This window comes from Lysinibacillus sp. K60 (assembly GCF_019731275.1).
Lineage (GTDB): Bacteria > Bacillota > Bacilli > Bacillales_A > Planococcaceae > Lysinibacillus > Lysinibacillus capsici.
Map to the genome: position 1 here is coordinate 664,529 of NZ_JAASJR010000001.1, position 23,813 is coordinate 688,341.

Consider the following 23,813-nt stretch of genomic DNA (forward strand, 5'->3'; position numbering starts at 1 on the left):
TTATGTCAATGCAGGTATATAGTTATTTAGTCTTAATATACCTATTAGGTATTGATAAAATAGTTTTGATTCCGAAAATATAGATGAGTGCTTTATTTCTACAACTACTGCTTTTCGACCGAGTTGTTCTATTTGTGCTTCAAACATTTTTTGTCGCTGTGTGGGCTGTTCTTCATTGTATGGGATGCCTTCTCGACAAATATAAATAGGCATGAATTTACTTTCGCCGACTGGTTTAAGGGCGACAGCTAAAGAAATCACCTTCTTGTCTTCTTTTGTAGATGTTAGTAAAAAGGCTTGATGAAAACGTTCCTGGTTGGTTTTAATAATTTCGAGTAGCTCGTAAACATCACCATAGCCTTCACCTAATTCTATAAATTGTTGTGGCATAATAATTGCACATCCTTTCCAATATTCATAGTATCATGCTGCGGGAGGTCAAGCACATGAAATTTGCATTGAGCTTTTTTTCTATTTTAGCACTAATCATTACAGGAACGGTATTTTTCCAATACCATGCTTATTCATCTGATTTAGAAACAGGCATAGGAGATTTTCATTATTCTCAGGAAATAGAAATTGTCTATCGCGAAAATAGCTTAGATATTCGTCAACATTTTAAAAACCTACCAAATCAAAAGGTGAAAATTAAATGGCCTGAAAAAGCAACAAATGCTAGTTGCTTTATTGAAAATGAAAAAAGCTGTGATCGTTTATCAGATGAAGTTTCTTACTTTGCAAAAGGGGAGACAAAATCACAATCTGTGTCATACATAATTCCAATTGAGGGTGGCTTAAAAAATAAGATGCTCCTTCAAAATGTTTTTGCTACACTAATAAATGGTGAAGCATCGTATTCGATTGTTTCAATTTCTACAGACAGTAAAGTGAAAGGACAATGGGTTACAGGTTTACCCCTAGTAGGTCAACAACAACTTGTACTTGTCAATTACACAATGTTTAGAGGAAACGGTACTGTTCAAGATTTATATTGGCAAGCCGGGGAGCTTAAAGCGCAAGAACAGACACCTGTGTTATCAATTTATGCCCAGCAAAAAGTCCCTAATGATTTTCTAAAGTCATTAGAAAATTTACAGCTTCTAAGTGATGAGCATATTGCAATTATTCAAGAAAAAAGTCCAGTAGCAGTTCATGACGAAAGATTGTTATTTTTACCAACGCTTACTGCACAAGCTGTAGAGCAAGAAGTAATTTTATCACAAATCAAATCACAATATAATTTTGTAGATTCCCCAGAATGGTTGCCTGAGGTTGTGGCATCCTATTTAATAAGCGATCCAATTGGTGGAGAAAAAACAAAGAAAATCATCAAGACATTAAATGATTACATGACAGATGCTCAACAACAAGCTTGGCAGGAAACATTGAAAAAGCTTGGAGATGAATCAATTTCACCAGATACAATGGACAAGTATTTATCACAGGTATTAGATGCCAAGACATCTTATTTTGCATTAAATGCAGCTCAGCAAAATGGAACCTATCCACTTTTATTTGAGGATCCACGTGATGTCTATGTGGATGATACATTGAAGGAAGATGTTCATGTTATTCTTTATGAGGGACAGGTGTTGTATACGGCAGATACATTATTGCCTTACCTTGGCTACTCAGCTGAGGAAGGAAAAAATGGCTATTATGTTAATAGCGAGCATCGTACATTCCGCTTCCCTAAAGAGCCTGGATTCTATGTATTCAACCAGCGTAGGTATTCATCAATCTCTGAACCAATCATAAAGATTGCTGATCATTATTATGTAGAAGAAGCTTGGTTACAGCGATTATTCCAAGTTGAATTGCAAAAAAAGGATGAGCGTATTCAAGTATTAAAACAAGAGCAACAATAACTTTTGCAGCGGAGGGCCAACCTTTCGCTGCAAAATACTTTATATAGACGAAAGTACGGTGAGATACTGATATGAGAGTTGTAGCAGGAGAGCGCAAAGGAATGCCGCTTAAAGCAATAGCGGGAAATACGACAAGGCCTACAACTGACAAAGTAAAGGAATCCATTTTTAATATAATCGGTCCATTTTTTGAAGGAGGTTTGGCGCTAGATTTGTTTGCTGGAAGCGGTGGTTTGGGGATTGAATCATTAAGTAGAGGAGCAGAACGTGCTATTTTTATTGAGAAAGATCCTAAAGCATTCCAGGTGCTACAAGAAAATATAAAAAAATGCCGTTATGAAGAATATACAGAGCTTTTTCGTATAGATGCAAAGCGCGCTGTGAAAGCGCTATTAAAGCGTGATATTACATTTAAACTCGTATTTTTAGATCCACCTTACCATCAGCAGGAATATTATGACCTCGTACAGATTTTGGTCGATAACAGTAAAATACAACAAGATGGTATTATTTTATGTGAACATGCAAAAGAGATAGGATTACCTCAAAATTTTGGGGAGTTTGTTTTAACAAGACAAGAAACCTATGGCGGAACAATTATTTCTGTTTATCGCTGTACAGAGGAAGAGGGAGAATAAGTTGTCTGAAAAAATTGCTGTAGTTCCTGGAAGTTTTGACCCTGTAACATTCGGCCATTTAGATATAATTAAACGTGCGGCCGACGTGTTTGATATCGTATATGTAGCAGTATTAAACAATTCAGCAAAGAATCCTTTGTTTTCTGTAGAGGAACGTATGGCTTTGATGGCTGAAGTGACAAAAACCTTACCTAATGTTCGTATAGAGAGTTCTTCAGGCTTATTGATTGATTATGCTAAGGAAAAAAAGGCGAAGGCAATTGTCCGTGGCTTACGAGCAGTTTCAGATTTCGAATATGAGATGCAAATTACTTCTATGAACCGTTTCCTGGATGAAACAATCGAAACATTTTTCATCATGACGAAAAATCAATATTCATTCCTAAGTTCTAGTATAGTAAAAGAGGTTGCGAAATACGGTAGTGATGTTAACGAGCTAGTCCCTACATGTGTCGTAAAGGCTTTAAAAGAAAAATATGGTTTTACACAATAAGGATGCAGAGGATGTCAAGAGAACGATGACATCCTCTTTTTGATATTTAGAGCGAGTGTTATTTTAGAAAAAATAAAGCATAAATAGTTGGTACAATGATTATGCTAAGGAGGCGGAATTTAATATAAGGTCGTACAGAAAGTTTCGCAGATTTGGCGATAACAAAAATTTGTAAGTGAATACTTATACTTTGCATCGTTAACAAAATCACAACAAGTAAATGGGTATACGGAAGATCTGGAAATGCTGTAACTGTCATTTTAAGACCGTTCGTTACCTCCAGAACAGCTGCTATGGAAAGCTCAATCGTATAGGGAAGCTTTGGTATCAGCTGATCTAAGCCTTGTTGTACAATGGTTTGAATCGTTGTGAAAAAGATAATGGTTGTACCAACTAGCAGAATGGTTGGGGCTGTTTCTTTAATACTTTCCGAAAATGGAGCACTATAGAGTGGTGTGTTGTGTACGGAGATATTAGGTGAATCAGTTTTGCGAAAGAAAAAGTAGCCAGTTACTAGGCAACAAATATTAAACGTATGTAGTAAACATAAAAACAACCATCCAAACGTATTACTGTTTAGTAAATCAAGGCTTACAAAACCTAATACAAAAAGTGGACTAGGTGCATGACAAACAGCTAGCAAGAAATTTGCCTCTTTAGGGTGTAATTGACCACTATTTTTCAAATAAACAATAGTGGTTGCGCCAGTTGGATAGCCTCCAAGGGCACTAATAACGTAGGCTTGTACGTATAAAGAAGCCCTTTTTGTTTTGGTACGCATAGGGGCTGTTAAACGCAGCAGCCATTGTGTTAACACAAGATACGGCAATAAGTACGGGAAAAGTGCTTCCATGAAAAGATTTAAGCCTAAATCTGTACCACTGTGAGCGGTTTGTGGGAATAACAAGAGTAAGAGAATTAGAATCACGCAGAGCACTATTTGAATTGTAGCAAACATGTTAATCATCTCGTTTCAACTTTTTGTCATTCACATAGGCAAATGCTAAAATCAATATATGTGAGAAAGGCAAAAACATGAACGTATGGTTTTGCAAGCGTCCTAGGAGGTGTTTTCAAGTGAAGAAAAAAATTAGTATTTATGCAGTGTTGATAGTCGTGATTTGTTTTATGATGTTATACCGACTAGACGCGTATATTATGAAACCTGGAAGTGCCTATGATGTCAGTAAATTTGTTACTGTGGATAGTAAAGAGGCAGATAGTGAGGGGTCTTTAAGTTTAATGACAGTTGCTATGCAGCAAGCCACACCATTTTCGTATTTGTGGGCGAAAGTCCAAAAATATCAAAAGCTAATGGATATTGAACAAGTACGAAATCCTTTAGAGGATGATGAGGAATATAATATCCGACAGTTAAAGTTAATGTCTGATTCACAATTTAATGCCAAATCTGTAGCCTTCCAAAGAGCAGGGCTGGAGACAAAGGTTCTTTTTAATGGTGTATTCATATTAAATGTTTTAGACGGAGGAGCTTCGGACGGTATTTTAAAAGCTGGTGATGAAATTGTCGAGGTTGATGGTCAAAGAATAACTAGCCAGCAAATGCTTGTGGATCTATTAAAACCTAAGCAACTTGGCGATAAGGTAACCATTCAATTTATACGTAATGAAGAACAACATCAGGAGACTATTACACTAAAGGAAATTCCTAATGCCCAAGAACATAGAGCAGGTTTAGGTATTTCCTATACTGAAAGCAAATCGATTGAAACTAATCCGAAAGTGACGATGAAAACAGAGGATATCGGGGGGCCTTCTGCTGGACTGATGTTTACACTTGAAATATTAGACCAATTACTTGATGAAGATTTAACAAAAGGCTATGCAATTGCTGGTACAGGTGAAATGCTAATAGATGGAACCGTTGGAAGAATTGGTGGAATAGACTATAAGGTTATTGCCGCTGATCGTGACGGCATGGAAATCTTTTTTGCACCAGATGATGAAATCTCTCGAGAAATGAAAGCGAAGTATCCAGAGCTAGAATCGAATTATGCAACGGCTGTCAAAACGGCAAAAGAGATTAAAACAAAAATGAAAATCGTTCCAGTAAAGAGCGTTGACGATGCTATCAATTATTTAAAGCAACTTCAACCAAAATAATATAAAGGGATGCTAAGAGGACTTTAGCATCCCTTTTGATGTCTTTAGTAACGAATAGGTGGTGTTTGATAATCCTTCGGCAGCGTAAGATCCTTTGTTCCTTGCTCGATACTTAAATTATAAAGCTCTGCCGCATGTATATCGATAGCTAACATCGCATCATCTGTAGCTGCAACGCGACTGATTAAGGGTAATTCTATATTCTTTTTTTGCTGACCTAAATAAGCTTGTCCCATCGAACTCATACCCAATAGCCGAATAAAGGAGGGCGCGTTAAAACTTTGAAGCTGCTTTTTGGTAAACCCTGTATAGATATGTGTTATCATCCGTTGAAGGCGGGTCCAAGTATAACGCTTAGATTTTATTTTTTCCATAAAGCTATAAAATGTAGAGCTGGTTTTGGCTGCTTTTACAATTGCGTTTTCTATGCCCTCTGTTACTTCTGCATAACGAGTAAGTTCTGAAGGGGTATGTCTTATAATGGTGAACTGTAATAACGGCCAAAATGTTTCCCAGCTTGCAAATTGGTTATACTTTGTATGCCAGTCAGTTAAATAATCAAAAGTAGCAGTAGGAACAACATTTTGTACACTTTGTAAAGAATTTGTAGAGGCAAGGGCTTTACGTATGCCAGTGGCACTGGCGATCGATGCATCTTCCTTTAAAGCATCATGATATCCTGCTGCAACGCGAGGAATTGTTAGTGGTTTAATGTTGCTGTTAAGTGCCCTCGTTGCTTCAAGATAATGAAAGCCCAGTATATTATTTGGTTGTGCAAGATCGATGTATGGAGCAGGGTACATCTGAGAAAGCTGTTCATAGGCGTAATGTAGGCTTTTTGGGTAGCTGGCACCTGTTTTAAGGCTGTCTTTAATGAACAGGTCATATTCTGCACGGTGGCTGTCAATCAGCTCGAAAGTGTTTAGAAAGGGCTGTATAGAGCCGTCTTCACTTCCAAAGGCAAAAGAGTTGCAACCAACAGCACTTAATAAGGAAATGGCTCCTTTTGCGAAATCTGTGGCAGGTGCTGTACTATAGACATAAGGCAGTTCAATAACAATATCTACACCGCCAGAAAGCGCCATTTTAGTACGTGTCCATTTATCTACCATGGCAGGTTCTCCACGTTGTAAAAATGTGCCGCTCATAACAGCGATTACGAGATCTGCCTGTGCTGCTTTTTTAGCCTGTTCTAAATGATAAGCATGTCCGTTGTGAAAAGGATTATATTCAACAACAATTCCAACTGCTTGCATGCTTCTCCCCCTTATAATTTGTGTCTTTATTTAAACTGTTAGGAGTAAATACACTTCTCATAGTATATAATTATAGGTGGGTTTTAAAGTGGTGACAAGAAATTATCTTGACATCTATTTTTACACATTATATAATCAACATTGTTGTCTCGAGGTGATTAAACGAATGAAATGGTCAATTCATCAATTATCTAAATACCGCCAAAACGGGATGCCAATCGATGCCTTTGTCCAACTGGACGAAGTGATGGAGCGAAACCAGGATATTCGAGCAATTTCGCCCGTTCATGTAAAAGGGCTATGTACTTTTGGTGCATCGCAAATGACATGTCAGTTAACTGTGACAGCAACGTTAACACTACCATGTGCTCGCACATGGGAGGATGTTGAGTTTCCAATTGAAGTTGAGACAGTTGAAATTTTTAGCTGGATCGACGAAGATAAACGAGGAGACGATGACGGAGACATTCACTATATTGACGGTGAAGTCATCGACATGAAACCGGTTCTTGAGGAATTAGTTTTGCTTGAGGTACCAATGCAAGTGTTCAAGGAAGATTCTGAAGGACAAGTGCATGGTGGTAAAAATTGGTCTTATGCAACAGATGAAGACGTAGAGCTACACAAAAAAGCTGACGAACAAAAAGTGGATCCAAGACTAGCTGCTTTAGCTAAGTATTTTGATCAAACAGACGAATAGACGATCTGTAAGGAGGTGCCATCAATGGCTGTACCATTTAGAAGAACTTCTAAAACTGCAAAAAGAAAGCGTCGTACGCATTTCAAATTATCTGTACCTGGTATGGTAACTTGCCCTAACTGTGGTGAGGCTAAATTATCACACCGTGTTTGCAAAGCTTGCGGACAATACAAAGGTAAAGAAGTAGTAAGCAAATAATACAGTGTTTGCTCACTTAAAAGGCTAGTAGAGAGACCATGGCTCTTTACTAGCCTTTTTGTTTGCTTAAAAAGACGGAATATTGCGTTGATTATGAAGTTCTTTACAATAGTGAAATAATTGTGTGATACAATTTATTCATTGCGACAAAGGGGGAGTAATATGTCTTATACGATTGGCAATCATGATGGCATTATGACGTTTACCATTAACCGTGAAGAGAAACGGAATGCTGTCAATGATGAAGTGATGAACGGTCTTCAAGAAGTCATTACGTATATTCGTGGGCATGAAGATGTGCGTTTCTTAGTAGTGACTGGTGCTGGCGATAAATCGTTTTGCTCAGGAGGGGATTTATCTGAGTTTCATTCACTGGAAACAGAGGATGAGGCATTTGGTATGTTAAGTAAGATGGGGAAAATATTATATGACCTTGCTACGCTTCCTGTACCAACTATAGCACTTATAAATGGAACTGCTGTTGGAGGGGGCTGTGAGATTGCAACAGCTTGTGATTTTCGTTTAGTAGCTAGCCATGCGAAATGTGGATTTATTCAAGGAACACTAGCCATTACAAGTGGCTGGGGTGGTGGTACATATTTATTTGAACGAGGTTTGCGTCATGATCGTGCAATGAAGATGCTAGTGGATGCGAAGCCTTACCCTGCACAATTATTATATGAGATAGGATGGGCTATGCGTGTTTTTGAAGGCTCAAAAGAAGATGCCTTGAACGATTTTATTGAACATATGCGAAAAATTCATCCTTCTGTTCATAAAGCTTATAAGGAGATTGAGCTTCGAAAGTGGCGTGAACGAAATATGTATGAGCGTGTGATGGAAGAAGTTCGTACCTGTGCAAAGTTGTGGGAAAGTGAAGCGCATCATCAAGCGGTTAATAATTTCTTGACAAAGAAGAATAATAAGTAATGTATAAAGACAGTGATGAGAGTAAAAACATCATCACTGTCTTTTTTCATGCAATGATTCTATTTTGCTTGCTTTTGCATATAGTAGTAAAAAATGCGAGGGTGATAGATTATGGAATTGAAAAAAAGAAAAGATCAATGGACAAAGGAAGATGATGAAAGACTAGCAGAAATCGTATTGCATAATGTGCAAAATGGCAAAACACAGCTAGAGGCCTTTGAAATGGCGGCCATAGAACTAGGTCGTACAAAACAAGCGTGTGGTTTCCGTTGGAATAAAACATTGCGTGGTCAATATAGTCAGTCACTATTAGCTGTGCGAAATCAGCCCCAACAATCTATGCGAAGTCATTTGAAATTAGCGTTGACAAGTTTTGACGAATTAACGGAGGCTTATCAAACGCTTGAAATGAAGCATCGTGAATTGCAAAATGAGCATGAGAAGCTAGTGAAATGGCTTCAACAAGGTTATTCATTAATGAAAGATTAAAATTATGATTACGTGGCTTTTGGAACATGAATTACATTGCTTTTCTTTTATGGACATAAAACCCTTTCTGTGTATCGTCAATAATCAGACTATCCTGTATAATAAAAGAACCTGCGTAGAAGGTGCCTTAGATGTATTCTAAGGCACCTTATTCTTATAGTTTTATGAATATAGGCTATTCAGAGGTGAAGCATCAGATGGGTGTTTTAAAGTCTGCTGATTTAGAAGGCGTGCCAAAAGTGCGTCACCCTCTTTGATGGTGTGAATAATATCGTGTAGCTCCGAGGTATCACAGAGTGTTTCTAGATTTTTGGAACAATCTTGATGTAATGACGTCGAGGTAACATTGATCAGTAAAGATGGAAAGGGTGTAGACAATGAAAGTAGCGATAATTGGGGCAGGGGCGGTAGGTCAATTAACAGCAAGTTTTTTAGCGGAGTCTGGTGTATCAGTAACGTTGGTTGCCAGAAGGCAGGAACAAGTAAATGAACTAAATGCCAAAAAGTTAACACGTATCAACGTTGATGGAACTAAAACTGTGCAAAGGATTGTTGCTACGACAGATTTGACTAATCTTCCAAAGCAAGATTTATTAGTGATTGCTGTTAAATACGGACATTTGCAAAAACTCTACAATCAATTAGCCTTATTCTCAAATGATATGCCGTTGCTTTTTATGCAAAACGGCTTAGCGCATTTTGAGGAGGCGCTACTATTGCCGCAAAAAAATATCGCCTTTGGTTCAGTGACCTTTGGAGCTCAATTGTTGGACCAATCAACGGTTCATCATAGAGGAGTAGGGCTATGTAAAATAGCGATAGAACGAGGAGAACACCGGGCCTTTCAACAGCTACTACAATTACAACATTCCTTATTTCCTATTGAATTGGCTAGTAATGCAGAGCAAATGCTTTTTGCAAAAGCGGTACTTAATAGCTTAATTAATCCATTGACAGCTGTTTTGCAAGTAAAGAACGGAGAGTTAGTGGCTAATCAACAAGCATTTTTACTGCTAGAAAGTATTTATCGAGAGCTTACGGAAGCTTTTGAAGATATTGAACTCACCATATCTTTTAGTGATGTGATAGACTTATGTAGGAAAACGGCCAACAATACTTCATCTATGCTAGCGGATCGTCTGCAGGGGAGAAAAAGTGAAATCGAAACAATTGTTGGTGTCATTCTAAATAAAGCTTTAGCAAACGGTCATAATTTACCTACTTTGCGTACTTTATATCATCAAGTGCTTGCAATAGAGGAGAGCGGTGAAAGAAGTTGAAAGACCTTTTACATATAGTTATTAGTATCATTATTTTTTGTCCAATTGTTCTTTTCATAATTGTTTATCTGGTTGGCAGGAAAGTTAAAATTCGTGGCACACATGCTTTTGGTGCAGCCTCTGATGTTACGACATTGTGCTTGTTTTTTTCTGTTCCGTTAGCTATCGGTGTGCTTTGGCGTGTGAATGTTGGGGCGCTTTTGGTGATACTCGCGATAATGATGGCCATGATTTTTACATATATTGATTGGCGGACTAAAAAGGAAATAGAAGTAAAGCCGTTATTAAAGAAAATTTGGCGTTTTTTATTCTTAATACTTAGTACAGCTTATCTAGTGATATGTATCGTGGGTGTTATTCAATCCATTATGGAATATTTACAGGTTGTCTAAGCATTTTCTTTTCATGTTGAAGCTTTAAGCGTTAAAATAATAGCATTAAAATAGTTATAAAAATCATTCTATGGGGATGAGAATATTGATTGCATTCATAAACCTTCGTAACTAGAAGCGTAGTTCAGTGACATAGGAAGTGAACCAGCACGTGTTTTTTGTACCAAAAGCAAAGTTAGGTATAGAAAATCCTTCTTGAGGGAGAACGATGGCTTTTAAATCGAAATGTCTGCTGCAACATTGTTGCCTCAAAGCCGCTAATGGATGCCGCGGATTTTTTTGAGCAATTTGAATGTCAAGGCGACATTGAAAGCCTCATGTGCATAGTATGAATGAAATTCAATTTCTTGTTATGAGTAAGGAAATGATTTAGTGAGTAGAGGAGTTTATGTTAAATGAAACTGGAGTCAATCCAAGTACCTATAAAAAATCATGTACTAGCAGATTACTGGTCGCCAAATACTGCCATTCATCAATTTTTTGAGTATGAATACAATGATCAAGCTTTTGAGAAAAGAGCGGAGCATTTAGCGCGAAATTCCCGTGATCAAAAAGAATTAACAACAATCATCCGTCAATTTATGGAGCCGCTGGGGTTATCAAAAAAAGCGAATGAACATTTAGAACAACTAGAGCAAGGAGCTATGGTAATAGTTGGTGGACAACAAGCAGGTATCTTAACAGGCCCTCTTTACTCCGTTCATAAAGCTATTTCAGTTATTGCATTAGCGAAAGAGCAAAGTACGAAGCTTCAACAGCCTGTTATTCCTGTTTTCTGGATCGCTGGAGAAGATCATGACTTAGAAGAAATTAATCACACCTATACGGTTCATGGGGAATTGCTGAAAAAAAGAGCTTATGGAGAGCGATCTAGACGTAAAACGATGGCTTCTGCAACAGCCCTAAACAAAGAGTCGATGACGCAATTAATTAATACAATTATTCGTGATATTGGAGAAACAGAGTATACAGAAACGCTGATTAAGCAATTAGTTGACGCATTGAATAATAGTGAAACATTTACAGATTTCTTTGCCTGTCTAATGAATCAATTGTTCAAAGAGGAAGGTTTATTATTAATCGATGCCGCCAACTTTCAATTCCGTCAATTTGAACATAAATATTTTGCTCAAATCATTCAATCCAATGAAGAAATTGCTAGAGGAGTAACGGAAAAGGAGCAAGAGCTTGAACGTGCTGGCTATGGTAAGCCTATTTTAGCAACATATGAAGCCGCTAATTTATTTTACGTAGAAGATGGGGAGCGACATCTTTTAGAAAGAAAAAATGATCTGTTTGTTAATTTAGCGGCAAACCTTAAATTTACACAAGAAGAGCTATTAGAAGTGGCGCATAATCATCCTGAACGTTTAAGTAATAACGTAGTAACTCGCCCGTTGATGCAGGAGATGACATTACCAGTATTAGCGTTTGTTGGAGGTCCAGGAGAGCTAGCTTATTGGGCGACACTGAAAAATGCATTTTCGGTGTTAGATTTACAAATGCCGATTTTTGCTCCGCGCCTACATATTACTATTGTCACTCGTCATGTAGAGCAATTATTACGTGAGCATCAACTAACTGTTACTGACGTATGGGAAGGGAAAGCATTACACCTGAAAGAACGTTTTATTGCAGATGTCCAGGACAGTGAAGCCAAACGTCAAATCCAAGCTATGCAGCAGTTGTTAGTAGAAAAATATGAAGAGCTAGCCTCCTATTTAGAGAAACAGCATCTGCAATTAGATAAGATTCTTGAGAAAAATCAAGAAAATCATGCGAAACAATTTGACTATTTACAGCAAAAAATTGAACAAACTGTATTAGGTAAGCATGAAACGACGATTCGTAAATTTATGACACTGCAAAATGAATTATATCCTAATGATGGTTTCCAAGAGAGATCCTTTAATCCATATCAATATTTCAATGAGTTTGGACCTATGTTAATTACTGAAATGTTGAAGCAAAATTATAGCATCGGTAAACACCACTATTTACTTTATTTATAAAATTAATAAATAGATACTTTTTACCTAAGTAGTAATTTGATATCCTGTGAATTTGATGAATAATGTCGAGATAAATAGTATTTAAAGAGCTATCCTACTAGGGGTTGCTCTTTTTTTATATCATTTAGCATATGTCAAAAAAATTCCTAAAGGTCTAATTGCATATTAAGCGATAAAATGTCAAGTTTTTTTTAAAAAAAGTGGAGGAAAGTGGGGGGATGTGGTACATTATTTAATAAAGTGGGGTGAGTAGTATGTTCATGGGAGAATATCAACACTCCGTTGATGCGAAAGGGCGATTAATCGTACCGGCAAAATTTCGTGAAGCTTTAGGCGAAACGTTTGTTGTCACAAGAGGTCTCGATAACTGTCTATTTGGCTATCCTATGAATGAATGGCGAAAACTCGAAGAGAAATTAAAAGGTTTACCAATGACCAAAAAAGATACACGAGCATTTGCGAGGTTTTTCTTTTCTGGAGCAACAGAGGTAGAGATAGACAAGCAGGGGCGTATCAATATCCCAACTACTCTTATGCAACATGCGCATCTAGTAAAAGAATGTGTGGTGTTGGGGGTTTCAAATCGAATCGAGATTTGGGCTAAGGATGCCTGGGAAGCTTACTTCAGTGAGTCTGAACAATCTTTTAATGAAATTGCAGAAAATATGATTGGCTTTGATTTTTAACTTGTAATAGGCATTACAACGTGATAGTTGAATGAGGTTAAGGCCTGAGAGGAGCGAGTGGTATGTTCGATCATACAACCGTGTTATTAAAAGAAACTGTTGATGGGTTGAACATAGATCCTGATGGTGTATATGTGGACTGTACACTAGGTGGTGCGGGACACAGTGAATATCTAGTACAACAATTATCAGATAAAGGCCGCTTAATTTGTTTTGATCAAGATATGACGGCTATTAAAAATGCGAAAATTCGATTAGCACCTTATATAGAGCGTGTTACATTTATCCATTCGAATTTCCGTTACTTAAAAGAAGAACTAGTAGCTCATGGCATTAAGCAGGTTGATGGTATTTTATATGACTTAGGCGTATCTTCTCCACAATTAGATACACCTGAGAGAGGCTTTAGTTATCACCACGATGCACCACTTGATATGCGTATGGATCAAACTGCAACACTGACAGCATCAGATGTTGTTAATCAATGGGCATACGAAGATCTTGTACGTATATTTTTCCGTTATGGAGAAGAGAAGTTTTCTAAACAAGTGGCCCGTAAAATTGAAGAGGCTCGAAAAACAGCACCGATTGAAACAACTGGTCAACTTGTAGAATTAATTAAAGAGGGTATTCCAGCAGCGGCACGCCGAAAAGGTGGGCATCCGGCAAAGCGCATTTTCCAAGCAATAAGAATTGCTGTTAATGATGAGCTAGGCGCAGCAGAGGATTCATTAGTCGATGCGATTGATATGATTAACGTAGGGGGGCGCATTAGTGTCATTACGTTCCATTCATTGGAGGACCGCCTATGCAAGACAATCTTTAAGGAAGCGTCATCATTACCGGAATTACCACCAAATCTACCTGTAATTCCTGATGACATGAAGCCAACTTTAAAGCTTATTACACGAAAGCCTATTATTCCTTCTGATGAAGAATTGGCAGTTAATAATCGTGCGCGTTCAGCGAAGCTTAGAGTGGTGGAGAAAATTAACGACAAAGGGCGTGAGTAAATGGCAGCAGTTCGTGTAAGGCAACAGCACCAACATCAACAAGTGCAACAACCGATAACACCACCTAGTCCACAACCCACTATCATACGTCGTAAAAAAACGAACCAGAAGTTTGAAAAAACAATGCTAATTGTTTTAATTGGCATTATTGCTGTACTAGGAATACTTGTATTAAATAAACAAGCAGCGATTCAAACAACAAGTATAGACATTCAAAAAATCGAATCAGAAGCAGAAGAGATTGCGAAACAGAATGTTGACTTAACGGTTCGTGTAAGTGAACTTTCTACATACGAAAACATATGGAAAAAAGCCAAAGAACTCGGTTTAACTCAAAATGAGAAAAATGTAAAGGTAGTGCCGGGAGAATGAAAAAAAAGAGATTTCGATTCCAATGGGGAGCCTTTCTATTATTAATTTTTTATGGAGGGCTCTTTTTTCTATTATTCACAAGAATGGTGACATTACAGGCTACAGGTGAAGTGGAAGGACAAGAGCTTGCAGCGAGAGCAGCAGCTAAGTATGGTAAGGAAAGTGTAATTACAGCTAATCGTGGAAAGATTTATGATCAAAATGGACAAGTAATTGCAGAAGATACATTAAGTTATCGCATGATTGCCATTGTAAGTGAAAAGGCTACAACAGATCCTAAGAATCCCCGACATGTAGTGGATTCGGAGAAAACGGCAAAAGTACTAGCGAAATATATTCCAGCGATGAAGGAAAAGGAAGACGAGATTGTTAAAAAATTGAACAATCGATATAGAAGTGATGGTGAACCTTTATATCAAGTTGAGTTTGGTAGTGCAGGCCGCGGCATTAGTCACGAGGTCATGAGTAAAATAAAGGAAGAAAAATTACCAGGAATTCTCTTTGTGAGTGACTTAAAACGGTATTATCCAAATGGTGTATTTGCCTCTCATTTAATTGGCTATGCTCTCAAAAAAGATAATGAAGATGGCACGGTTACAACCAAGGGGGAAATGGGTCTAGAATATACGTATGATAAAGAATTAACAGGCGTTAATGGCAAAGTAGAATATGAGACAGATGCTTTCCGCTATTTGCTTCCAAACAGTGAGAAAATGATTACACCTGCAAAAAATGGGGACGACATTTATTTAACACTTGATAAAACAATCCAAAGCTTCTTAGAGGAAGCAATGACAAAGGTTGAACAGGAATATAACCCTGAGTCCATGACCGCGGTAGTAGCAGATCCGAAGACTGGAAAGATTTTAGCAATGTCACAGCGTCCTACATTTAACCCAGAAACACGTGAAAGTCAAAACATGAAGTGGCTGAACGAGGTGATTGAGGAGACAATTGAGCCTGGCTCAACGATGAAAACATTCACGCTTGCTTCAGCTATCGATACGGGAAAATGGACACCGAATGATTCATTTATGTCAGGTTCATATACAGTATTTGACCGTACGATTCGAGATCACAATAGATATGGTTGGGGTCCAATTACTTATTTAGAAGGCTTTCAACGCTCTGCCAATACTGGTATGGCCCATTTATTAACTAAGATTGGCGATGACGTATTTATTGATTATCTGGACCGCTTTGGTTTTGGGCACAAAACGGGAATTGATTTACCGAATGAAGCAGCGGGTACTATTTTAACAAAGTATCCTATTCAACGAGTAACAACAACTTATGGCCAAGGTTCAACAGTTACACCTATTCAGTTAATCCAGGCAATGACTGCTATTGCGAACGATGGCAAGATGATGCAGCCATATGTTATCGACCGTATTGTTGATTCTTCTACAGGGAAAATTATTCAAAATCATGAGCCTGTTGAGAAAGGTCAACCAATTAAAGCTGATACAGCGAAACAAGTACGAGAAATCCTAGCCTCAACATTAACATCAAAACATGGGACAGCGAAAGATTTTATATTGGAGGATTATGAGGTTGCAGGGAAAACGGGGACTGCCCAAATTCCAAAAGCTAGTGGTGGATATCTTTCAAACCAATACCTTTATTCATTTTTAGGCTTGGCTCCTGTAGATGATCCACAGCTAATTGTATATGTCTCAGTGAAAAAACCTAAGCTGAACAATGAGCTTGGATCGGTACCAGTATCAAAAGTCTTTAATCCAGTTATGTTAAATAGCTTAAAGCACCTTAATATCAACCCAGACGATGTTCAACATGTTAACAAAGTCAGCATTCAGGACTTTACAGGTCAAAGTGCTGAAGCGGTTGAAGTAGAATTAGCCAATGATGGTTTACAACCAATTGTTGTTGGTAGTGGTGGTAAAGTTATTGAACAATATCCAACGAACACTCAAAAACTGGTAAAAGGTAGTTTTGTATTTTTAAAGACAGATGGCGAGGTAACATTGCCAGACTTTACGAATTGGTCATTACGTAATTTACTAGTCTTTAAATCTATGACTGGACTAGAGATGGAAATATTCGGTGAAGGTTTTGTAGCAAGTCAAAGCGTTTCAGCTGGAACCGTCATCACTGATAGTTCCCCCATTGTTGTCAAGCTCAAAACACCTGCTGAAAGCTTTGTACAAGACGTTGAAGCTGCCTCTGAGGGTGAAGTTGAAGAAGTAGAGGATGAATAATACTGAATAGAAGTCCACTTTATTTCATACGTTGTAAAAAACAAGGTGTGATGTCGAATGAAGTGGATTTCTATCCATTCTAAAAAGCGTTTACGTATTTTATATGTGTTGTTTATGTTCGTAGCAGTGGCAATTGTTGTTAGGTTGTTCTTTTTGCAAGTGTTAGATCAAAAAGAATTGACTACCAAGGCAGAGGAGAACTGGGACAGGGAAATTCCCTTTGCGAATGAACGAGGGCATATAACAGATCGAGATGGAGAGAGTATTGTAACTAATAAGCTAGCGCCTACATTATATTTCATGCCTTCACAAAGTAATGATATTGAAGGAGCTGCTGAAAAAATTGCCCAGGTTCTCGAAGTGGATAAGGCGAAGCTATTAGAGAAAATGCAAAAAAAAGCTTACTTAGTGAAACTAGCACCTGAAGGCAAAAATATATCTTATGAAAAAGCAGTAGAATTACAAGGTATGCAAATTGAAGGGTTGTATAGTGGTGTTGATTATTCTAGGGATTATCCTTACGGCACGCTATTATCTCGATTTTTAGGTTTTACGGGGTATGATGCCCAAGGATTAGCTGGAATTGAATATGAATATGATAAATTTCTGCAGGCTAATTCTTCTGCGATCCGTCTCTTTACAGATGCAAAAGGTAATAATTTGCCTAATGTTTCAAGTGCTTGGAAAGCAGGAGAGGATGGGGCTACGATCGAGCTAACAATTGACGTTGATGTACAGCAAGTCGTAGAGCGTGAAATATCGCAAGCAATGAAGCGCTATGAAGCTGACCAAGCACTAGCGATTGCGATGAATCCAAACACTGGCGAAATTTTGGCATTAGCCTCTTATCCTACTTTTCATCCAGCTGAATATCAATTAGTAGAGCCAGCCATCTACAATCGAAATTTACCTGTATGGATGACGTATGAGCCAGGTTCTACTTTTAAAATTATTACCCTTAGTGCTGCGTTGGAAGAAAACCTAGTGGATTTGGAGCATGAAACCTTTTATGATCCAGGTTATACAATGGTGGCGGGAGCAAAGCTTCGCTGTTGGAAACGTGAAGGACATGGGCATGAAACATTTTTAGAGGTGGTTGAGAACTCCTGTAACCCAGGCTTTATAGAATTAGGACAGCGTCTAGGCAATGAGCGACTACTACAATATATTAAAGACTTTGGTTTTGGACAAAAGACAGGGTCTAATATTGCTGGTGAAGCATCTGGTATTTTATTTTCTAAGGATGCCTTTGGTCCTGTTGAGCAGGCCACGACTTCATTCGGGCAAGGGGTAGCCGTGACACCTATTCAACAAGTTCAAGCAGTAGCTGCTGCCATAAATGGAGGCAAGCTTTATACGCCATATGTTGTGAAAAAGGTATTTAATCCAAATACAGGAGAAGTCATACAGGAAACGCAACCAGTTGTTAAAAATCAGGTAATTCGTGAAGAAACCTCTGCTAAGGTTCGAGGTGCTTTGGAATCAGTAGTAGCGAATGGTTCAGGTCGACAAGCCTTTCGAGATGGACTGCGAATTGGTGGCAAAACTGGAACAGCACAAAAAGTTGAAAATGGCCGTTATAAAAGCGGAGAATACATCGTATCTTTTATTGGCTTTGCACCAGCAGACAATCCGCAAATTGTTGTCTATGTAGCTGTTGACAATCCGAAAAAGACAACCCAGTTTGGTGGTGTTGTAGCAGCACCTATAGTGGGGCAAATTATTGAGGATGTTGCGCCTTTTGTAGGTATTGAAAAATCGAAGGAACAACTGGAAAAGGATTATCGTTATGGTGACCCAATTACTGTGAAGGTACCGAATTTTATTGGTCAAACAAAGGATGATATTGCCAAGCAATTTTATCCATTCCGTATTGAATGGCATGGAGAAGGGACTAAAATTGGTAATCAATTACCTGAAGTGGATAGTGTTATCAAACAAGATGGTACCATTCATTTATATTTGGAGAACTAAAATAACTTTACCTTTAAAAAATGGGAAAGAACCACTATTATTATGAAGGGTAGTAATAATAAAATGAAAGTTAATGCTTTTTTCTTAAAGAAGAAAGTGAAACAAGATTTAAAGGAGATTTTTCAATGAAACTCGCAACAACACTTACCATTTTAGCTCTTGCTTTTATAGTAACAGTTATCCTGGCACCAATTAGTATTCCACTTCTTCGTCGTCTAAAGTTTGGGCAAAGTATTCGAGAAGAGGGACCAAAATCACATATGAAAAAAGCTGGTACACCAACAATGGGAGGAATCATTTTCTTAATATCCATCGTCCTAACAACTGTTGGTGTAGGTAGCTTTTTAGATTTATTAACGACACAGACCGTAGTACTTTTATTAGTATTAGCAGGATTTGGCTTAATAGGTTTATTAGATGATGGTTTAAAGGTTGTATTTAAAAGAAATTTAGGTTTAACCTCTCTTCAAAAATTGATTGGTCAAATTGTTATTGCTATTCTTGCGTATTTTCTTCTACATGTAGGATCGTTTGATACAACGTTAGCTATTCCATTTACGGAGTGGACAATTGATCTTGGCGTATTCTATGTAGCCTTTTTAATTTTTTGGTTAGTAGGCTTCTCCAATGCAGTGAATTTGACAGATGGACTAGACGGGCTAGTGGCGGGTACTGCCTCCATTGCCTTTGCAGCATTTGGTGTTATTGCGCTATTCCAAAGTCAGGCAGATATTGCACTATTTTCGTTTGCTGTAACAGGTGCTTTATTAGGCTTTTTATTATTTAATGCAAATCCTGCAAAGGTATTTATGGGGGATACGGGGTCATTAGCATTAGGTGGAGCATTGGCTATGGTATCTGTCTTAGTAAAAGAAGAATTCTTGCTTTTACTAGTTGGCTTAGTGTTTGTTATCGAAACACTTTCCGTTATTTTGCAGGTAGGTAGCTTTAAGCTTCGAAAAAAGCGTATTTTTAAAATGAGCCCTATTCATCATCATTTTGAATTATCGGGTTGGTCAGAATGGAAAGTAGTGCTTGTCTTCTGGTCAACTGCCTTAGCAGTAGCATTAATTGCAGTCTTATCGGAGGCGTTCTAATGAAAAACTATACTGATTTACAACATAAAAAAGTACTTGTGTTAGGTCTAGCAAAAAGTGGTGTGGCCGCTGCTGAAATTTTACATGAGCTTGGTGCATTTGTAACAGTAAATGATTCAAAACCATTTGATGAAAGTCCAGATGCACAAGGGCTATTACAGAAGGGGATTACAGTAATTTGTGGTCGCCATCCTGAAGATTTACTTGATGAAGGCTTTGAGTTAGTGGTGAAAAATCCAGGTATACCTTATAGCAATCGAATTGTGGCTGATGCCCTTAGTCGAGAGATTCCAGTCTGGACAGAGATTGAGCTAGCTTTTTTAATTAGTGATGCACCATTTATTGGTATAACAGGCTCAAATGGCAAAACAACGACGACAACTTTAATATTCGACATGTTAAGTAAAGGAAGTAAAAATCCGTTAATTGCTGGAAATATTGGAACAGTTGCTTGTGGCGTCGCAAAAGAAGCGAATCAAGATGACATCATTGTAACAGAACTGTCCTCATTCCAATTGATGGGGATCAAAACGTTTAAGCCTAAAATTGCTATTTTGACGAATCTTTATGATGCGCATTTAGACTATCATGGAACATTTAATAACTATGCTGAAGCGAAGTTTGGCGTAACTCGTAATCAAGATGACAGTGATTATTTTATTTATAATGCCGACCAACCGATTGTGGTTGGATATGCAGCACAATCTCATGCACAGAAGATTCCATTCAGTTCGAAGGGACGTACTGCAAATGGGATTAGTGCAGATGATACAACAATTTATTGGCAAGGGGAACCATACATGGATCGCGCGAACATTGCCTTGCCTGGTAAGCATAATTTAGAAAACATCTTAGCAGCCGTGGCAGCCTGTATTTTAGTTGGTTGTGACAAAAAGAAGATGGAAGAGGTTTTAGCGACATTTGGTGGAGTTAGACACCGTACACAATTCGTACGTGAATGGAACGGTCGAAAGATTTACAACGACTCTAAGGCAACCAATTGTTTAGCGACAAAGAGTGCTTTAGATGCTTTCCAAGCTCCTGTCATTTTACTCGCAGGTGGCTTAGATCGTGGACATTCTTTCGAAGAACTTCGCCCTTGTATGAGTCACGTAAAGGGTGTTGTTGCGTTTGGAGAAACTGGCTTACGATTTGTAGAATTTGCAAAATCGTGTGGTGTCCAACAAACCGTCATTGCTCAAAATGTAGAAGACGCTGTTCAATATGCAGCACCGATGTCTGCAGAAGGAGATGTTATTTTACTATCTCCAGCATGTGCAAGTTGGGATCAATATGACAGCTTTGAAATACGTGGAGATGTTTTTATTGATGCTGTAATGAAGCTGTAATGAGCCTGTAACTATTTTAGAATATACTTGACTTGGAAGGATGGCATTACTGAGAGGTAAAGAAAGCTACTTATTGCTCGTCACAACTTTGATGCTATCAATAATCGGCATTATTTTCGTCTATTCTGCAGGTACCTATTGGAGTGCCGTTCATTATAGTGGAAAAATGCCGTTTTATATGAAGCAAAGCGTATACTTTGTGGTAGCCATTGTCGTATTTTTAATCACGATTCGATTAAATATTTTGAGAGAGCAGTCCTTTTGGAAAATGGCCTATATATTTTCGTTAATTTTACTCGTTCTCGTACTGATTCCTGGTATAGGATTGGTGCGAAATGGTTCGCAAAGCTGGATTGGTGTAGGTCCATTAACAATACAGCCAGCAGAGCTAACGAAAATTACCGTCATTGTGTACTTGAGCCATATATTAGCCCAACATAAAACGGGCACTCCTGTTGTTAACTGGCGACATGGTTTTATCCTGTTACTACCTGTTGTTCTTATCATGTTGCAGCCGGATTTTGGCTCAGTATTTATTCTCGTTGTATCTGTGTTTTTATTGTTTTTTGTCGCTGGCTATCCTCTAAAACTATACGCCATGATTATGCTAGCTGGTGTCGCGGGATTAGTAGGTCTCATAGCGACAGCACCATATCGTCTAAAGCGTATAGAAGCATTTCTTGATCCATGGGCTGATCCCTTGGTTAGTGGGTTCCAAGCGGTGCAATCTTTAATGGCTATCGGTCCAGCAGGGATTTTTGGGCATGGCTTTGGACAAAGCCGACAAAAGTTTCTGTATTTACCAGAGCCTCAAAATGACTTTATTTACGCCATTATTTTAGAAGAAGTCGGATTGATTGGTGGCCTCGTTATTTTAGCGCTTTTTATACTAACGATCTATGCAGGCTATAGATTTGCTGTACAGGCTAAAAACCGAACGTCCTATTATGCGATTATTGGGCTAGTCACAATGCTTATGGTGCAAGCTTTTCTAAATATAGCTGTAGTAATAGGTTTAGTGCCAGTAACGGGTGTTACATTACCTTTTATTAGCTATGGTGGAACATCTTTAGTAACAATGTGGTTAATAATAGGTATTATTTATCAATTAGCGAAATAAATATAAAGGAGGAGTACTTTTGTGGAGAAAGTAATTGATATAGAAGAACGCATACCTACGCTAAAAAAGCGACGAAAAAAGCGTACAAACCGGAAATTTATAGTGCTAATATTACTTTTCTTTATTGTGTTAGCAGTACTCCTTTATTTTCAATCTCCATACAGTAACATCAATAAAATCACTGTCAATGGTGCTAAGCTAGCGAATGACCAATATTATTTGGAGGCAAGTACTCTTGCACCAGGAAAATCAATGTGGAGTTTCAAAGTGGAAGATATTGAGCAGATTTTATTAAAGGATAAATGGGTAAAAGAAGTACATGTTAACCGTAACTGGTTACAAGGCGTAACAATTGATATTAAAGAGTGGAAAAAAGTTGCGTACTTAGCTGGGGACGGGACTTATTATCCTTTGCTAGAAAACGGTAAGCGCTTTGAACAAAAGGGAAATGATACACCCATTGATGCACCTGTTTTTATCGGGATAACCGGTGAAAAGACAATTAATAAGCTTGTTGAACAGCTAGCACAATTAAAGCCCGAAGTATTAGCTTTAATTTCTCAGGTTAACACGAATAGTAATGAAGCAAATCCAAATGCAGTCAAGCTTTATATGAATGATGGCTACGAAGTACGTGCTGTTATTCAGACACTAGCGGAAAAGTTAAATTACTACCCCTCTATTGTCGCACAAATTGCTAACTTAGAAAAAGGTGTGATTGATTTAGAGGTTGGTTCATACTATCGTCCTTTTAACGAGGAATACAACAAGATTAGTATTGACATGGAAGCAGATGCAGATGGTGAAATGGTTAACCAGGAAGTGACAGAAGATGAACAACAAGAAGACGAATAGCAAAGGTAGTTTTTTTACTAGAAAACAATTCGAATTACTAATTGTTTGTATAACAACAGGATTTATCATCGGCTATTCATACAACCAGGCGAAAGATAATCGAGAGGCAGGCACTATTAATTCTGAGCTTTTTGAGCAAGAAGATTCTTATCGTGAGGAGTTAATCACTCAACAAGAGCGTAATAAAGAACTAACGGAAGAAGTAAATAATTTACAAGAACAAATTCGAAAGTATGAAAAATCATTTGCATCAAACGAAAAGGACTATAAGAAGCTTGTTGAGCAAGCAGAAGATTTACGGCTTTTACTCGGTGAACTAAAGAGTGAGGGGAAGGGTATACGCATAACCCTTCAAGATGGAGACTATGATCCAAAATCCTTAAATCCAAATGACTATATTGTTCATGAAAGTCATGTATTTAAATTGTTAAATGAACTAAAAATTTCAGGCGCGCAAGCTATTGCTATTAATGGACAACGTGTATTAGCGAGTTCTTATATTCGCTGTAATGGCCCAGTAATAACAATTGATGGTACACAACATCCAGCTCCGTTTGTGATCGAAGCGGTTGGTGATTCAGATACATTAATAGCTTCTTTAAACTTAAACGGGGGCGTTGTAGATCAATTATTAAATGACAATATTGTGGTGTCCCTTGAAGAAAATCAGAAGCTTACCATGCCAAAAGTAAAAATAGAAAGTTAGGACAAGTTCTATACTTTAAACTTCATGTTTAATTTAGCCTCC

Annotated in this window: 25 protein-coding genes; 22 read left to right on the top strand and 3 right to left on the bottom strand. The window is 37.9% G+C overall.

Translation table 11 applies throughout. From position 1 onward, the window contains the following. A complete protein-coding gene (locus HCH28_RS03230) occupies positions 1-390 on the bottom strand; it encodes a DUF7147 family protein (protein WP_036077099.1) in 390 nt (129 codons plus the stop codon). 56 nt (positions 391-446) lie between these two features. Here HCH28_RS03230 and HCH28_RS03235 point away from each other — a divergent pair, with 56 nt between their 5' ends. The 3 genes from HCH28_RS03235 to coaD all read left to right on the top strand — a co-directional run bounded on the left by HCH28_RS03235 (position 447) and on the right by coaD (position 2,999). Next, positions 447-1,868 (top strand): RNA polymerase II, encoded by a 1,422-nt coding sequence (locus HCH28_RS03235; RefSeq protein WP_221679707.1) that lies wholly within the window; start codon positions 447-449, stop codon positions 1,866-1,868. A 71-nt stretch (positions 1,869-1,939) separates the two neighbouring features. Further along, entirely contained in the window at positions 1,940-2,506 is a 567-nt protein-coding gene (gene rsmD, locus HCH28_RS03240) for a 16S rRNA (guanine(966)-N(2))-methyltransferase RsmD (RefSeq protein WP_221679710.1), read from the top strand. A 1-nt stretch (position 2,507) separates the two neighbouring features. Beyond that, positions 2,508-2,999 carry a pantetheine-phosphate adenylyltransferase gene (coaD, locus tag HCH28_RS03245; protein ID WP_004224812.1) on the top strand — a complete coding sequence of 164 codons (492 nt, stop codon included), beginning with the start codon at positions 2,508-2,510 and terminating at the stop codon, positions 2,997-2,999. Between the two features lie 58 nt (positions 3,000-3,057). On the opposite strand, the gene HCH28_RS03250 is transcribed toward coaD, so the two are convergent. Continuing rightward, positions 3,058-3,957, bottom strand: coding sequence for a hypothetical protein (locus HCH28_RS03250; protein ID WP_255600463.1), 900 nt, complete (start codon positions 3,955-3,957; stop codon positions 3,058-3,060). Positions 3,958-4,076: 119 nt separating this feature from the next. Here HCH28_RS03250 and HCH28_RS03255 point away from each other — a divergent pair, with 119 nt between their 5' ends. After that, positions 4,077-5,123, top strand: coding sequence for a SepM family pheromone-processing serine protease (locus HCH28_RS03255; protein WP_221679711.1), 1,047 nt, complete (start codon positions 4,077-4,079; stop codon positions 5,121-5,123). 44 nt (positions 5,124-5,167) lie between these two features. Here HCH28_RS03255 and HCH28_RS03260 read toward each other — a convergent pair whose 3' ends face one another. Then, positions 5,168-6,379 carry a nucleotidyltransferase gene (locus HCH28_RS03260; RefSeq protein ID WP_221679714.1) on the bottom strand — a complete coding sequence of 404 codons (1,212 nt, stop codon included), beginning with the start codon at positions 6,377-6,379 and terminating at the stop codon, positions 5,168-5,170. Between the two features lie 166 nt (positions 6,380-6,545). Here HCH28_RS03260 and HCH28_RS03265 point away from each other — a divergent pair, with 166 nt between their 5' ends. From HCH28_RS03265 to HCH28_RS03345, 18 genes are all read left to right on the top strand, one after another. Then, positions 6,546-7,079 (top strand): YceD family protein, encoded by a 534-nt coding sequence (locus HCH28_RS03265; RefSeq protein WP_004224818.1) that lies wholly within the window; start codon positions 6,546-6,548, stop codon positions 7,077-7,079. A gap of 24 nt (positions 7,080-7,103) precedes the next feature. Then, positions 7,104-7,277, top strand: coding sequence for a 50S ribosomal protein L32 (rpmF, locus tag HCH28_RS03270; protein WP_004224819.1), 174 nt, complete (start codon positions 7,104-7,106; stop codon positions 7,275-7,277). Positions 7,278-7,439: 162 nt separating this feature from the next. Further along, a complete protein-coding gene (locus HCH28_RS03275) occupies positions 7,440-8,207 on the top strand; it encodes an enoyl-CoA hydratase/isomerase family protein (protein WP_221679716.1) in 768 nt (255 codons plus the stop codon). 111 nt (positions 8,208-8,318) lie between these two features. Further along, positions 8,319-8,696 carry a transcriptional regulator gene (locus HCH28_RS03280; protein WP_004224822.1) on the top strand — a complete coding sequence of 126 codons (378 nt, stop codon included), beginning with the start codon at positions 8,319-8,321 and terminating at the stop codon, positions 8,694-8,696. Positions 8,697-8,827: 131 nt separating this feature from the next. Beyond that, the gene (locus HCH28_RS24855) at positions 8,828-8,953 is read left to right on the top strand and encodes a hypothetical protein (protein WP_255600467.1); all 126 of its coding nucleotides are present in this window, start codon (positions 8,828-8,830) and stop codon (positions 8,951-8,953) included. 120 nt (positions 8,954-9,073) lie between these two features. Beyond that, complete coding sequence (locus tag HCH28_RS03285) at positions 9,074-9,976, top strand: ketopantoate reductase family protein (RefSeq protein ID WP_221679719.1); 903 nt, start codon at positions 9,074-9,076, stop codon at positions 9,974-9,976. Continuing rightward, a complete protein-coding gene (locus tag HCH28_RS03290; protein ID WP_221679721.1) occupies positions 9,973-10,368 on the top strand; it encodes a DUF3397 domain-containing protein in 396 nt (131 codons plus the stop codon). Before HCH28_RS03285 ends, HCH28_RS03290 begins: the two co-directional genes overlap by 4 nt. A gap of 395 nt (positions 10,369-10,763) precedes the next feature. Continuing rightward, the gene (gene bshC / locus HCH28_RS03295) at positions 10,764-12,380 is read left to right on the top strand and encodes a bacillithiol biosynthesis cysteine-adding enzyme BshC (RefSeq protein WP_221679724.1); all 1,617 of its coding nucleotides are present in this window, start codon (positions 10,764-10,766) and stop codon (positions 12,378-12,380) included. 254 nt (positions 12,381-12,634) lie between these two features. After that, positions 12,635-13,066 (top strand): division/cell wall cluster transcriptional repressor MraZ, encoded by a 432-nt coding sequence (gene mraZ / locus HCH28_RS03300; protein WP_048394670.1) that lies wholly within the window; start codon positions 12,635-12,637, stop codon positions 13,064-13,066. A gap of 62 nt (positions 13,067-13,128) precedes the next feature. Then, entirely contained in the window at positions 13,129-14,079 is a 951-nt protein-coding gene (gene rsmH / locus HCH28_RS03305) for a 16S rRNA (cytosine(1402)-N(4))-methyltransferase RsmH (protein ID WP_221679727.1), read from the top strand. After that, a complete protein-coding gene (gene ftsL, locus HCH28_RS03310) occupies positions 14,080-14,451 on the top strand; it encodes a cell division protein FtsL (RefSeq protein ID WP_004224836.1) in 372 nt (123 codons plus the stop codon). Then, entirely contained in the window at positions 14,448-16,670 is a 2,223-nt protein-coding gene (locus HCH28_RS03315; protein ID WP_221679732.1) for a penicillin-binding protein, read from the top strand. Before ftsL ends, HCH28_RS03315 begins: the two co-directional genes overlap by 4 nt. A 57-nt stretch (positions 16,671-16,727) precedes the next feature. Beyond that, positions 16,728-18,644, top strand: a complete 1,917-nt coding sequence (locus HCH28_RS03320) for a stage V sporulation protein D (protein WP_221679735.1) — start codon at positions 16,728-16,730, stop codon at positions 18,642-18,644. A 125-nt stretch (positions 18,645-18,769) separates the two neighbouring features. Continuing rightward, a complete protein-coding gene (mraY, locus tag HCH28_RS03325; protein ID WP_221679737.1) occupies positions 18,770-19,741 on the top strand; it encodes a phospho-N-acetylmuramoyl-pentapeptide-transferase in 972 nt (323 codons plus the stop codon). Next, positions 19,741-21,090: a UDP-N-acetylmuramoyl-L-alanine--D-glutamate ligase gene (murD, locus tag HCH28_RS03330; protein ID WP_221679739.1), complete on the top strand. Its 1,350-nt coding sequence runs from the start codon at positions 19,741-19,743 to the stop codon at positions 21,088-21,090. The genes mraY and murD overlap by 1 nt, the downstream gene beginning before the upstream one ends. Positions 21,091-21,130: 40 nt before the next feature. Continuing rightward, positions 21,131-22,210 (top strand): putative lipid II flippase FtsW, encoded by a 1,080-nt coding sequence (ftsW, locus tag HCH28_RS03335; RefSeq protein ID WP_221679742.1) that lies wholly within the window; start codon positions 21,131-21,133, stop codon positions 22,208-22,210. A gap of 21 nt (positions 22,211-22,231) precedes the next feature. Continuing rightward, positions 22,232-23,065, top strand: coding sequence for a cell division protein FtsQ/DivIB (locus HCH28_RS03340; RefSeq protein ID WP_221679744.1), 834 nt, complete (start codon positions 22,232-22,234; stop codon positions 23,063-23,065). Next, positions 23,043-23,771 (top strand): DUF881 domain-containing protein, encoded by a 729-nt coding sequence (locus HCH28_RS03345; RefSeq protein ID WP_221679746.1) that lies wholly within the window; start codon positions 23,043-23,045, stop codon positions 23,769-23,771. Before HCH28_RS03340 ends, HCH28_RS03345 begins: the two co-directional genes overlap by 23 nt. The last annotated feature ends 42 nt before the right edge of the window (positions 23,772-23,813 follow it).